The 12,794-nt window shown below is 32.5% G+C and carries 14 protein-coding genes; 13 read left to right on the top strand and 1 reads right to left on the bottom strand.

What is annotated here, in order from left to right; genetic code table 11:
- Window position 1: 1 nt before the first annotated feature.
- The 11 genes from ACYIAQ_RS08170 (at window position 2) to ACYIAQ_RS08120 (ending at window position 8,293) form a co-directional block, all read left to right on the top strand.
- Entirely contained in the window at window positions 2-937 is a 936-nt protein-coding gene (locus ACYIAQ_RS08170) for a nitrilase-related carbon-nitrogen hydrolase (protein WP_483563327.1), read from the top strand.
- Complete coding sequence (locus ACYIAQ_RS08165) at window positions 934-1,167, top strand: hypothetical protein (protein WP_483563328.1); 234 nt, start codon at window positions 934-936, stop codon at window positions 1,165-1,167. The genes ACYIAQ_RS08170 and ACYIAQ_RS08165 overlap by 4 nt, the downstream gene beginning before the upstream one ends.
- Window positions 1,168-1,572: 405 nt before the next feature.
- Entirely contained in the window at window positions 1,573-3,063 is a 1,491-nt protein-coding gene (locus ACYIAQ_RS08160) for a BglG family transcription antiterminator (RefSeq protein ID WP_483563329.1), read from the top strand.
- Window positions 3,026-3,481, top strand: coding sequence for a PTS sugar transporter subunit IIA (locus ACYIAQ_RS08155; protein ID WP_483563330.1), 456 nt, complete (start codon window positions 3,026-3,028; stop codon window positions 3,479-3,481). The genes ACYIAQ_RS08160 and ACYIAQ_RS08155 overlap by 38 nt, the downstream gene beginning before the upstream one ends.
- An 11-nt stretch (window positions 3,482-3,492) precedes the next feature.
- Window positions 3,493-3,960: a PTS sugar transporter subunit IIA gene (locus ACYIAQ_RS08150; RefSeq protein ID WP_483563331.1), complete on the top strand. Its 468-nt coding sequence runs from the start codon at window positions 3,493-3,495 to the stop codon at window positions 3,958-3,960.
- Window positions 3,961-3,976: 16 nt separating this feature from the next.
- Window positions 3,977-4,306, top strand: coding sequence for a PTS fructose transporter subunit IIB (locus tag ACYIAQ_RS08145; RefSeq protein ID WP_483563332.1), 330 nt, complete (start codon window positions 3,977-3,979; stop codon window positions 4,304-4,306).
- Between the two features lie 5 nt (window positions 4,307-4,311).
- Complete coding sequence (locus ACYIAQ_RS08140; RefSeq protein ID WP_483563333.1) at window positions 4,312-5,430, top strand: PTS fructose transporter subunit IIC; 1,119 nt, start codon at window positions 4,312-4,314, stop codon at window positions 5,428-5,430.
- Window positions 5,431-5,518: 88 nt separating this feature from the next.
- Window positions 5,519-6,418 carry a ketose-bisphosphate aldolase gene (locus ACYIAQ_RS08135; RefSeq protein WP_483563334.1) on the top strand — a complete coding sequence of 300 codons (900 nt, stop codon included), beginning with the start codon at window positions 5,519-5,521 and terminating at the stop codon, window positions 6,416-6,418.
- 56 nt (window positions 6,419-6,474) lie between these two features.
- A complete protein-coding gene (locus ACYIAQ_RS08130) occupies window positions 6,475-7,341 on the top strand; it encodes an ROK family protein (protein WP_483563335.1) in 867 nt (288 codons plus the stop codon).
- Between the two features lie 230 nt (window positions 7,342-7,571).
- Window positions 7,572-7,715, top strand: coding sequence for a CAT RNA binding domain-containing protein (locus ACYIAQ_RS08125; RefSeq protein ID WP_483564045.1), 144 nt, complete (start codon window positions 7,572-7,574; stop codon window positions 7,713-7,715).
- Window positions 7,716-7,861: 146 nt separating this feature from the next.
- Window positions 7,862-8,293 (top strand): hypothetical protein, encoded by a 432-nt coding sequence (locus tag ACYIAQ_RS08120; RefSeq protein WP_483563336.1) that lies wholly within the window; start codon window positions 7,862-7,864, stop codon window positions 8,291-8,293.
- 23 nt (window positions 8,294-8,316) lie between these two features.
- Here the strand turns inward: ACYIAQ_RS08120 and ACYIAQ_RS08115 are convergent, their stop codons facing one another.
- Window positions 8,317-8,886, bottom strand: a complete 570-nt coding sequence (locus ACYIAQ_RS08115; RefSeq protein WP_483563337.1) for a histidine phosphatase family protein — start codon at window positions 8,884-8,886, stop codon at window positions 8,317-8,319.
- A 147-nt stretch (window positions 8,887-9,033) separates the two neighbouring features.
- Here ACYIAQ_RS08115 and ACYIAQ_RS08110 point away from each other — a divergent pair, with 147 nt between their 5' ends.
- Both ACYIAQ_RS08110 and ACYIAQ_RS08105 read left to right on the top strand, forming a co-directional pair.
- Entirely contained in the window at window positions 9,034-9,897 is an 864-nt protein-coding gene (locus ACYIAQ_RS08110; protein WP_483563338.1) for an aldo/keto reductase, read from the top strand.
- 457 nt (window positions 9,898-10,354) lie between these two features.
- Entirely contained in the window at window positions 10,355-12,187 is a 1,833-nt protein-coding gene (locus ACYIAQ_RS08105) for an FAD-binding protein (protein WP_483563339.1), read from the top strand.
- The last annotated feature ends 607 nt before the right edge of the window (window positions 12,188-12,794 follow it).

Raw genomic sequence — 12,794 nt, 5'->3', positions numbered from 1 at the left:
AATGAATTATGGATCATGTTTTCCAATTCCAGGAGAAATAAAAACACAATGTTTAAGTGTGGCTCTTTTTCAGATGCCTGTAAAAAAATCTGTTACAAAAAGTGAGGACATACCTACAAATGTTAATGAAATATGTTCTTGGATGAGACGTACGGTTATTGGATTGCCGGGTGTGGATTTAATGGTAACACCTGAAACTGCTTTACACGGATTTAGTCCGACAGCCCATAATTATCCGATTACTTTAGAAGACAATAATATTAAAACTTTAAAGAAAATCTGTAATGAATTAGGTGTTTGGCTTGTTTTTGGCGCATATTTGGACAAAAAAAATGGTGAACCAGTTCAAAATGCCGCTATTACAATTAATAATTTAGGTGAAATAGTAAATGTATATACCAAAACTAATCCATGGAATCCTATTGAACCTACATATCCAGGTAATGAAATAAAAGTTTTTGATGGTCCAAAGGGAGCAAGAATTGCAACAATTATTTGTTCAGATGGTGATTATATAGATACATGGAAAGAAGCAGCTTACAAAAAAGCTAATGTAATAATTCGTATTTCTGCGTACATGACACCATATGAAAGGGTATATGAAACCACAAATAAAGCAGGAGCATACTTTAATAAATGTTATGTTTTAGCTACTAATGAGTGTGGATTAGACGAAGCTTATTGCTGGTTTGGAAATAGTATGGCTGTTAATCCAGATGGTGATATTTTTGCACAAGCACCTTTACAAACACCATATACATTAAAGTTTGATGTATATCCTGGCTTAGCTGATGCTATTCAAAGCCAGGCGCTTATGGGTAATTTGAATTATCTAGGAAATCATCGCGGTGGTGCTAATCCAAATACACAGCAAGATAAAGAAATAGGATTTAATAAATCAATGTACCAATTTAAAAAGGAGGAATCTTTAAAATGAAATTAGGACCTAATGATATGCACTATTTTGTGCAAGCTATAGAAAAAACTAGTATTGATTACCCTATTTCTAAAAATGATTTACTTAAGCGAGTAAAGGGTATTATTTTACAATTTCAATATTGTGACAATAAAAATTTGTCTGATGTATTACAAGAATTTGAATCTGAAAAGTTCTTATGTGGAACTCAAGTGATGCAAGAATACGTTCGTTGGACAGGCAAACAATAATAATATTTTTAAAAAAACGCTATAATGCTTAAAAAATGAAGTTGATCCTCTAAATTGGACTAAATCCGATTTAGAGTTTTTTTATGGTCAAATTTATAGTTAAACAGAAGTTATGGGAAATATGCGTAACTAAAATTTGCAATGGAATAAAAATAACAAGTAATTTGTTTTGATATATCTTTTTAAATTATTTATTAAAAAGTCTTTTAAAGACATAATGATCTGAACCTCATAATTAGGAAAAGTTATAAATAACTTTTTTAATAGGTTTAAAAATTCAAATTATCCTAATTTTTAGTAGTCAAATTTAAATAAATGTCTATTGAAATAAATATCTACGGACACTTTTTAATTAATTAAGCGTTTACATAAAAGGCAAAATATAAGTATCAGGAGGGACGAAAAGTGCAAAAAGAAATTAGTCAACAAATTATTGATTATCTTAAAGTTCACAATCAGTTCATAACTTCTGATGAACTATCAAGCAAGCTAAATGTTTCTAAGAAAACAATTGCACGTCATATCAATAGTTTAAATAAAAAGTTTCCAGAACCAATCATTATTTCCCAGAGGGGGCGAGGCTATGAGCTAAATTATTCCAATTACCTAGATTATGCGAACCAAAATGTTCATCACGATTCATCAACACATTTAAGACAAGAAAATATGTTAACCAAGTTGCTATTTGCATCACCAAATGAAGTGAAAATTTATGACTTGGTAAATAGTTTATATATAAGTGAATCCGTTTTATGGAATGATGAAAAGCAGATAAGCCAAAAGATTCAAAAATGGAATTTAAAACTTAAACGTAAACAACGGTCAATTCAAATAGTTGGAAATGAAAAAGATATCAGAAATGCTCTAATTGAGTTAGTTTTGCATATTAATAATTTAACTGATCTTGAAACTTTACGTAAAAATACATCTCGATCTTATCAAAAAGATTTTAATTTTGCATTAAGTCAAGTTGAAATGTCATTACGTGTTTTAAATGGATCTTTACCATACCCATATAATGTTAATTTCTTTGCTCATATTTATATTTTACTAACTAGAGCTAGGAAGTATAAATCCGTTGATAAGTCAATAATCACAGAAGATCACTTACAAAAAGAAATAAAAGATAATCCTGAAATTTTTAGTATTTGTAAGACGATTATTGATAATATCAAAAAATATTTGGGAATTATAGGAACAGACTTAGACTCAGAAGTTTATTACTTATTCAAATATTTACTAACGTCTAGATTTAACTCATTTGATGGGATAGTTTTGGATGATCGTGACTTAGCAGAAGAATTAACCAACTTTTTTATACATGAAGTTTCGCAAAATCTAGATTGTAGTTTTAAATTATCAATTAAAGACGAGATTAAAGATCATATCTTAGCGATGATTAGCAGATTGAAAATGAAAATTTCTCTGCCCAATGCTTTACTAAATGATATTAAGCTAGAATATTCAAAAGTTTTTTCGGCAACCAAAATGGCGGCAGTTAAAGTAAGTCAAGAGTTTGATTTGCCCAAAATTTCAGATGATGAAACAGGCTTTATCTGTTTGTATTTTGCAAAATATTACGAAGAAAAAAATAAGTCAAGTACAAAGATTAAAGCGTACGTAGTTTGTACAACTGGAATTGGTACTTCAGGAATTATTTCAACCAAAATAAAAAATAGTATTCCAGAAATTGAAATTGTCGGATTAGCACCAACTTTTGATGTTAAAGCAATTTTAAAGAAGCAGCCAGCTGTTGATTTATTAATTAGTACTGTTCCAATTGATTGTCATGGAAAAGTGCCAATCGAACTCGTAAGTGCATTTTTTACAAAAAAAGATGAACAGAAGGTGAAAAACGTTGTTAGAAAAATCCAAAGTGAACGCAACCCTATTTAAAGGTGAAGATGGTAGTGTAACTAGTCAAAAAAATGCGTTTAAGGAAGTAGCAACTACTATTTCTAAAATTATGAAAATAGATTTAAATGAAGTGATTGATAGTTTAGAAAGTAGAGAAAAAGCTAACAATACCGCTTTAATACAGGGATTAGCGATTCCTCATATAATTTTGAAAGAGAATTTCTCACCTTGGCTATATGTTTTTACATCAAACAAATGCATTGTAGATTGGCACTGCCTTGATGACTCAAAAGTAAAAATTTTAATTTGTTTAGTCGTTCCCCAAAAAGTTGATCAACATGATAATAATTTTAAAAAAATACGTTATGTTATTAACAAATTAGCAGAGGATGACGTTGTTTCACAAATTAGCGAAACTAAAACCGCCAATCAGGTAATAAATATTTTAGAAAGATAGGAGATAAAAATTTGTCGAAAGAAAAAGTAGACATTGCTAAAATAGTGACCCCTGACTTAATTAAACTCAATTTAGTTGGTACTACAAAAGAAGAGGTTATCGATGAACTTAGCGAACTTTTAAAACAAGATAATGATGTAGATAATAAACAAGTTTTTGTTGAAGATGTGTTTAAACGTGAAACCGAAGGAGAAACAGGTATCGGTCAAGGTGTTGCGATTCCACACGGCAAGTCACTGGCAGTTAAAAACACAACAATTGCAATTGGATTGAGTAATCATCCAATTCCATGGGAAACACTTGATGATAAGCCAGTAACCGCTGTGATTCTCTTTGCCGTAAGAGATCAAGATGCAAGTACATTACATTTAAAACTTTTACAGCAAGTAGCAATTTTGTTATCGGACGATGATTTTATTAATAAACTCCATCATGCCAAGACAAAAGAAAACGTGATTCAACTTTTATGTAATAAATAAGGAGATGATTTTTATCATGAAAATTGTTTGTGTATGTGCCTGTACATCAGGAATAGCTCACACCTATCTGGCAAAGGCTAAATTAGAGAAGGCTGCAAAGGAACTTGGATACGAGATTTATATCGAAACTCAAGGAACAATTGGTACTGAAAACGAATTAACACCCAAGCAAATTTCTGAAGCAGATGTTGCTCTATTAGCAGTTGATATTGCGACTACGGGAAATGAGCGTTTTAAAAATATTCCAACTGTTAAAATTGGTACTTCATTGGTAGTTAAGGCACCAAAGCAATTACTTCAAAAAATTGAAAAAGAAGTTAATGCAAAGAAATGTAAGAAAGCGTGATGTAAATGAATAAATTTGTTAGTGGTGCAAAGAAGGTAGGATCTGCCGTTAAGAAGCACTTGTTAACTTCAATTTCTTATATGCTTCCATTAATTGTTGCCTCTGGATTACTTATTGCAATTGGTAATTTAATGGGTGGTAAGCAAGTGAATACTTTGGCTCAGATGAACTTCCAAAATTCTATGACTACACTTGGAGTTTTAGGAATGGGACTATTGCCATCATTTATTGCTGGTTATATTGGTTATTCAATAGCTGATCGACCAGGAATTGCTCCTGGATTTTTATCAGGACAAATTGCTTCCTTTCTTGGAGCGGGTTTCTTAGGAGGCATTATCGGGGGATTTATTGCCGGTTATATTGCTTTAGGAATTAAGAAAATAAAAGTTCCAAAGTGGGCAAGCGGATTAATGCCAATGTTGATTGTACCAACTGCTACAGCAATTTTTACTGCTTTAATTATGTTCTTCTTGTTAGGTAATCCACTCACAGTTGCAACTAAAGCATTAAATCATTTTATAACTGGTTTGGATCGTTCCCAACGAGCATTATATGGTTTTTTAATTGGTTTAATTGGATGTGCTGACTTTGGTGGAGCAATTAGTAAGATTCCTAATTTGATTTGTGATGGACTGCTACTAGATGGAATTAAAGGTCCAGAAGGGATAAAAGTTTTAGCAGCAATGGTTCCGCCATTTGGAATTACGATGTCATACTTATTAGCTAAACTTTTCCATAAGAAAATTTATACTAAACAAGAAGTTGAAACAATTGAAGTTGCTTTTCCAATGGGATGTTGTATGATCACTGAAGGCGTTATACCAATTGCAATGAATGATTTGTTAAGAACTTTACCATGTACTTGGATTGGTTGTGGTATCACAGGAATGATTAGCTATGCTTGGGGAAATGAAAGTCCAGTTCCTTCTGGAGGAATATTTGTAATTCCTGCAATGTCAAAACCAGCGGTTGCAATAATTGCTTTGCTTGTTGGTTCACTTGCAACAGGAATTTTGTTAGCCATCTTAAAAAAGCCTCTAACAGATGAAGAAGTTAACGGAACTCCACAAACTGATGACGAGGATGAAACAGACATAGATTTGTCAGGAATTAATCTTCAATAACTTTAAGGATGTGATAAATGACCCACAAACTGTTTTGAAAATATATTAAAAAATAAATATAATAAAAAATAATTAAGGAGATAAAACAATGACTTTAGTAAATATGAACCAGTTAATGAAAGTAGCTAGAAAAAACAACTTTGCAGTAGGTGCGTATAACGTTTCAAACCTGGAATTAATGCGTATTGCCATCGAGCAGTGTGAAGAAGACTATGCACCTGCAATTATCATGATTCACCCAACTGAATTACGTTACTGTAAGGATGATTTTATTAGTTACGTATTAACTAGAATTCGTGATAGTAAAATTCCTGTTGTACTTCATCTTGATCATGGTGACACAGTTAACAGTGCAGCACGTGCAATTCATGATGGATTCAGTTCAGTAATGATCGACTTATCTGCTGAGAAATGGGATACCAATGTTGCTTTAACTAAAGAAACGGTAAAAATGGCTCATAGAGTAGGTGTATCGGTTGAAGGTGAAGTTGGAACAATTGGTCAGACCGGTGTCCACGTTGAAGGGCATAAAAAAGAAGGAATTTACACAACTCCTGAAGAAGCACAAAAGTTTGTTGAAGAAACTGGTGTTGATACATTAGCTGTTGGTATTGGTACTAGCCACGGTATTTATCCTTCAGATGTTACACCCAAAATTAGAATTGATATTTTGAAAGATATTGTTAAGGCTGTTCCAGATACTCCTTTAGTTCTGCATGGTGGTTCATCAAATCCAGATGAACAAATTGCAGAAGCTGTTAAAAATGGAATTAGCAAGGTAAATATTTCTTCTGACTACAAGCATGCGTTCTTTGAAAAAGCTCGTAAGATTTTATCTGAAGATGATGGGTGGGATCCTAATAATTTGTTCCCAGATGCAATTAAATCAGCAAAGAAAGTTGTACATCATAAAAATAAACTCTTTGATGCTGTTGGCAAGGCTAAATTGTACGAAGGAATGGATCCTTGGCGTGCAGACAAAATCTAGCTTAAATAAAAAGAGAGGATCTAAGTCCTCCCTTTTTATTTAGAAAGGATTAGTTAATGATGAAATTAGGATCAATTGAAGCTGGAGGAACTAAATTTGTTTGTTCAGTTAGTGATGAAAAATTGAATATTATCGCTAAAACTAGAATTCCAACTACTGTACCATCTGAAACTATGCCCAAGATTTACCATTTTTTTCGAAAAAACCAGCCAGATGCTATTGGAATCGGATGCTTTGGTCCAATAGGAATTAATAAAGGTTGTAAAAATTATGGAAAAATATTAGCAACTCCCAAAAAAGGATGGGTAAACTATCCTTTTTTAGAAAAAATACAGTGTCATATCAGTAAATCTGTATTTTGGACAACAGACGTGAATGCGGCAGCATATGGAGAGTACAAGTTAGGTGCGGGTAAAGGACTTAAAAATATTATTTATTGGACTGTAGGAACCGGTATCGGAGCAGGTGCAATATGTAATGGGCATGTCTTAAACGGAATGTCTCATTCAGAAATGGGTCACATTGTAGTGGCTAGAAATCAGTATGATCATATTGACGGAACCTGCATTTATCATTATGACTGTTTAGAGAGCTTAGCTAGTGGTCCTGCAATTGAAAAAAGAGCAGGCGAAAAAGCCGAAAATTTATCTAGGAGCAGTAAACAATGGGACATGGAAGCATACTATCTTGCTCAAGCGTGTGTCAATGTAGCAATGATTTTGTCACCTGAGAGAATCATTTTTGGCGGAGGCGTGTCAAATCAAGAGCAACTATTTCCAAAAATTCGCTACGAATACAATAAAATGGTTGGACAATATCTTGAAAATATTTCGCTTGATGAATTTATTGTTCATGCGAAACTTGGTAATGATGCTGGCACAATGGGGTGTCTTTTGTTAGCAAAAGAAGTGTTAGAAAAATAAATTATATTATTTTTGAAATCTATTGCAAAAATATTGAAGATAGATTATACCAAGAAATAAGATTGTTAGTTTAAACGCAAAATTCATTATTATGATATTTTATATAGGTGTTATTTCGTAAAGAAAGCAAGACTAAATTACTGGTAGTTTGTTTAGCCGTCAGTATGTTTAGTCTTTTTTTGTTGTTCAAATTGGGAGGATGATAGCTGTGGAAATCCTTTGTAAATTAAATAATAGTTATTGGGAAAGGAATAACGTTTGGTAAAAAAGGAGATGAAATAGATAAGTCTCAAATTGATAAGATTTACACTAGTTTAGATAATAAAATGGTTGATTTAATACAACAAATCTCTGATGAATATTTTGAAAAGTAATGGTCATAATTAGGTATGCGGAAAGAAAACTTACCAACCATTAGCTGATAATGCATATTTGGTTATTTCGGATCATATTAAGGTAATCATGTATCGCTATAAAAAGCAATATTAAAAGTCCATTTGATTTTATGTAAGAGGTAGAGTTGTTTTATAGAGATGAATACAAAATTGCGGAATGGATTTTAAATTATCTTGATGCAGCTCTAAATATAGAGCTACCTGAAAATAAAATAGATTTTTTAACTATTGATGTAGTCAATCTTATTGGAAATAATAATGGAATGAAAAAACTGAAATTAATTATGGAGATTGCTCGATTGGTTGAAAAAGAAGTGATTAATGCTTTTCCCAATCTTGATAAAAAGAGATTTTCCTACAAAAGATTTAAAACACGCCTACAGTATTATGCTTTCAGGTTTGTTTCAAACAAGGAGTATCAAGCCCCAAATATTAATTTTGATTTTGACGATGGCTTTATTAAAAGTACTAAGAACTTAATAGAAAATATTAATCAAAGTTTGAATAAAAAATATGGGCATTCCATGGACAAACAAGTGAACAACACTAAGCGATAAGATAGCTTAATGTTGTTTTATAATTAACAATCTGGATTAAATATCTTTTTGAAGTGAAAAACTTCATCCTTAAAATCATACTTTAGAACTGAACAGTTCTTTATATGCTCGGTTCGCTCAAATGTGTTGTATTTTTCCCATTGTCGATAAAAATTCGCAATCGCAGCGCCATGAGAGACGATTAGAATATGTTTTTTGGTGGAAGTTGTGACAATGGTTGTAATAGCTTGATTAATGCGTTCAGTCAACTGCTTTTGTGATTCACCGCCAAATTGCACGAAAAAGTCATTATATGGTAACGGTGGGTTAAGGTGTTCACCTTCCCCCTCATAAGTACCAAAATTCCATTCACGCAACTCTTTGTGCGTTTTGAAAGGAAGATTAGTAATAATTTTTAAGGTGTCAATTGCTCGTTCAGAAGTTGAACAGTGAGCCTCATCTAGTGGGACATGTAGCTTTTTAAAATATTCATTTTTAGTTGCTTGAGCTTGTTTAATCCCAAGTTCTGTAAGTGGGGAATCGCAAAAGCCTTGAATTTTATGTTGAACGTTAAAAAGAGTTTGTCCATGACGGACTAAATAAACTGATTTCATAATTTATACCTTCTTAGTATTTAAATTTTAATTTTATTGTATCTAAAAAAAGGTAGAATAAGCAATTCTGCTTAAAATAAAGTGAACTTTCTTACTTGACTTAAAGTTGAATTGAAGAGATATACTTTAAGATATGGAGGAAAAAATATGATTTTAGATGAAACTTTGACATTGAATAATGGTGTAAAAATTCCCAAGCTTGCTTTGGGCACTTGGGAAATTGCTGATAATCAAGTAGCAGATGTGGTAGAAACTGCTTTGCAACTAGGATATCGTCATATTGATACTGCTCAGGCTTATGGTAATGAAACCGGAGTCGGAAAAGGTATCAAAAATTCTGGAATTAAGCGTGAAGAAATCTTTGTTAATTCCAAAGTAGCAGCCGAAATCAAAAATTATGATGAAGCAAAAAAATCGATTGACGATACTTTATTAAAGATGGGTTTAGATTATCTTGACATGATGATTATTCATAATCCTCAGCCATGGATAGAAGTAAACCAATCAGATGATCGTCATTATGAAGGAAATCTTGAAACTTGGAGAGCCTTAGAAGACGCTATGAAGGCAGGAAAGCTTAGAGCCATTGGAGTTTCTAGCTTTCAACCTGATGATTTGCGTAATTTACTTACACACAGTGATACTAAACCAATGGTTAACCAGATTTTGTGTCATATTGGGGCAACACCAAGAGATCTAATTGATTTTTCGCAGAATCATGAAATTGCAGTGGAAGCATTCTCGCCAGTTGCTCATGGAGCGGCTTTAAATAATCCGCTAATTGAACAAATGGCAAAAAAATATCAGGTATCGGTTGCGCAATTGTGTATTCGTTATGACTGGCAATTAAATACAATTGTTTTACCTAAAGCTTCAAGTCGTGCGCATATTAAACAAAATACGGAACTGGAATTCACAATTAGTGATGAGGACATGGCAACACTAGAGCAAGTTAGAAGCCTAGATTACGGTTCTGCTGGTCATTTTCCTGTATTTGGTGGGAAACTATAGCAAGCGTTAATTTAAAGGGTGCAAAAAGATTTGGTACCCTTTTTATGTTGATGCTAGATATTAATGTTGCAAGAGCGCTTTTTTGAATTCTTGTTGAAGGATGGAAATAACGTAATCGATTTCAAAATAAAGGTGATTTTTTGCTTTTGCTGTAGAAATTGAAAAGTTAATATTGACTTCAGAAGGTGGTAATTTAATAAAAATAATTTTTGAGGTTAGTTATATACTGTATATTTTTGATACTTATTGTTATATTACCTAATTTTCAGCAATTTAATTACAAGAAACTTGAGAATCACAAGTATGAATAAGGTTTGATAACAACGATTACTATCTGTAGTTAATAAAATTTCCATTTTTTGTAATAACTATTTTATTAGCTAAATAATTCACAAACTATAATTATAGTGGTTTAATAAATTTGTAAACAATCAATTATTAGTATAGGAGATTTATTATGAGTAACAATGAAAAATTTCAATGGGATGCAGTATATGACGTTGCTGTTCTTGGCTTTGGTGGGGCCGGTGCTACGGCAGCAAGATTTGCTGCCGATAATGGTGCAAAAGTATTACTAGTTGACAGTGCGCCTGAAGGTCATGAAGGAGGAAATACCCGTTATTCAGGTCAAATGGTTGGTGCCGGAACTGATTATAATGCTTTAAAAAATTATCATGAACACCTGGCTGCACCTTTAAAACCTGATAAAGCAGCTTTTGATAACTTTATTGAGGGAATGGCTAATATGGGGGACTACTTTAGAAAGTATTTAGATGTTGAGCCCGTTAGTATGAAGAAGTTATTAGCGGGCACGCCTTCGACGGCTTATGTAACTGAATATCCTGAATTACCCGATGCAGATTCATACGATGATTATTTGGTTCACGAAGGAGTTGATGATGCAGCTTTATGGAAAATTTTGCGCCAAAAGGTTTTAGAGCGGTCAGAAAAAATTGATATTTGGTATGCTTCACCTGCTAAACACTTAATTCAAGATGGAATAACTAAGACAATTATCGGAGTGCAAATTGAGCGTAATCATGTTTTACGTAATATTAAGGTTAAGAATGGTGTTGTTCTTGCTACAGGGGGCTTTGAAAATAACAAAGAAATGATTCAAACGTTCTTGCAAGCACCTTATTTGTCACCAATTGGTAGTTTGTATAATAAAGGCGATGGCATTAAGATGCTCGAGGAAGTAAATGCTCAATTATGGAATATGCGTTCATTTGAGTCACTAGGACAATTTCATGGTTTATCATTACGGCAAAAAGAAGGCTTACGGTCGACATATGCACTCAATGTCTTTTGGCAAGAAAGTTTTATGGGCAGTGTAATTGTCGTGGGTGATGATGGCACACGTTATTTCAATGAAGCAGAAATGAACCGTCATGGTCACATTTATAACCATGGTGATTGGGCAGTTCCGTTAAATCAGAATCGACCATATATGATTTTTGATCAACAAAAGTATGACGAACTTAAAAATGAACCAGAAAATAGTTTTAAGGTACCTGGTTACTTGGAAAAAGCGATTAAAGCGGATACGCTGGCTGAACTAGCAGAAAAAATTGGTAAAAAACAAGAAAAGTTGCAAATGACAGTTACTGAGTTTAATTTCATGGCTCAACAAGGAAAAGATTATGCCTTTCATCGTGATCCGAAAACTTTGCGAGCATTTAGTGCTGAGGGACCTTATTACGCGATTGCTTTAAGACAAAATATGCTTAATACTCAAGGTGGCGGTCGCCGTAATGGCCATGCTCAAGTCTTAAATCCAGATGGTCAGCCAATCCCACATTTATATGAAGCAGGTGAGTTAGGCGCTCCGTTTGTTAATAAGTACACAACGGGTGGCAATGTTGCTGATTGTTTAATTTCAGGTAAAATTGCAGGTGAAAATGCGGCCACTATTAAACAAGACCTACCTCTATCTGGCGGCTTAAATTTGAATGATGCAATAATAAATAATGATTTTAATTCTACAAGTGATGAGGATAAACAACAATATTCAGTTGGCAAAAATCAATACTTGGGCTTCAGTAATCAAGGCATGGGCGATGGTGTAGTAGTTCGTACAACTGTTGATAATGAAGGAAAGATAAAGAACGTTGAAATACTAAAACAAACAGAAAGTGATGACTATGGTTTAAAGGCCGTAAAGGAATTGCCAAAGAAAATGATTGAAGAAAATACTTATGATGTTGATGCTATTTCTGGTGCTTCTCAAACCAGTCGGGCAATTAAAGAAGCCGTGAAGGATTCATTAAGTAAAATAATTAAACATTAATTGAATAAAGATATAATTTGTATTATTATGGTACTAATTTGAAGTAGAAATAAGTTTGTTCTTTTTAACTTAGTTAGATAATTTATACAATTATAAAGATAATTTCAAAATAAAAAAGGCAGATAATGCCTTTTTTTATTGCTTTTAAGCATAACAAAATCTTAATCTATTATTAATAACTACTGTTATCTAAGATTTTATGTTTACTTTTTCTTCGCTTATTTGCTTTATTTTATTAATTCTTGTTTGCTTATTTAGTAATTGCTAACCCCATGCTAATAACTACTTAGCTTTAATTAACTCCAGCCTTTTCTAAGGTTTATTATTTTCTCAAATAACGGTAATTCTATATTGCTTTTTTTTTTTTTTTTATATACTCTGTACGATCCCGCAAATTGATATATCATAAACTTAAGCGCATTTAGTAATAGCTGTTAATTCCTATTTATGACCATTTTTGAATTATATATTTCTTGTTTCGTATTTTTATAATTCAATTTGTTAGGCCAAACCTATGGCTATATACATTTATACTAACTGCGCTATTCAAAATACTAGTGCAATGTTGATACCACTATTTTAATATAGTTAATCGGTTTGCCAACTT

It is taken from the genome of Lactobacillus sp. X-49 (genome assembly GCF_057063645.1).
This window is presented reverse-complemented; position numbering and strand designations above follow the sequence as displayed.

Bases quoted from the DNA above. Each gene is read 5' to 3' on its own strand.
- ACYIAQ_RS08170 (WP_483563327.1), top strand. From the start codon at position 2: ATGAATTATGGATCATGTTTTCCAATTCCAGGAGAAATAAAAACACAA.
- ACYIAQ_RS08165 (WP_483563328.1), top strand. From the start codon at position 934: ATGAAATTAGGACCTAATGATATGCACTATTTTGTGCAAGCTATAGAA.
- ACYIAQ_RS08145 (WP_483563332.1), top strand. From the start codon at position 3,977: ATGAAAATTGTTTGTGTATGTGCCTGTACATCAGGAATAGCTCACACC.
- ACYIAQ_RS08140 (WP_483563333.1), top strand. From the start codon at position 4,312: ATGAATAAATTTGTTAGTGGTGCAAAGAAGGTAGGATCTGCCGTTAAG.
- ACYIAQ_RS08135 (WP_483563334.1), top strand. From the start codon at position 5,519: ATGACTTTAGTAAATATGAACCAGTTAATGAAAGTAGCTAGAAAAAAC.
- ACYIAQ_RS08130 (WP_483563335.1), top strand. From the start codon at position 6,475: ATGATGAAATTAGGATCAATTGAAGCTGGAGGAACTAAATTTGTTTGT.
- ACYIAQ_RS08115 (WP_483563337.1), bottom strand. From the start codon at position 8,886: ATGAAATCAGTTTATTTAGTCCGTCATGGACAAACTCTTTTTAACGTT.
- ACYIAQ_RS08110 (WP_483563338.1), top strand. From the start codon at position 9,034: ATGATTTTAGATGAAACTTTGACATTGAATAATGGTGTAAAAATTCCC.
- ACYIAQ_RS08105 (WP_483563339.1), top strand. From the start codon at position 10,355: ATGAGTAACAATGAAAAATTTCAATGGGATGCAGTATATGACGTTGCT.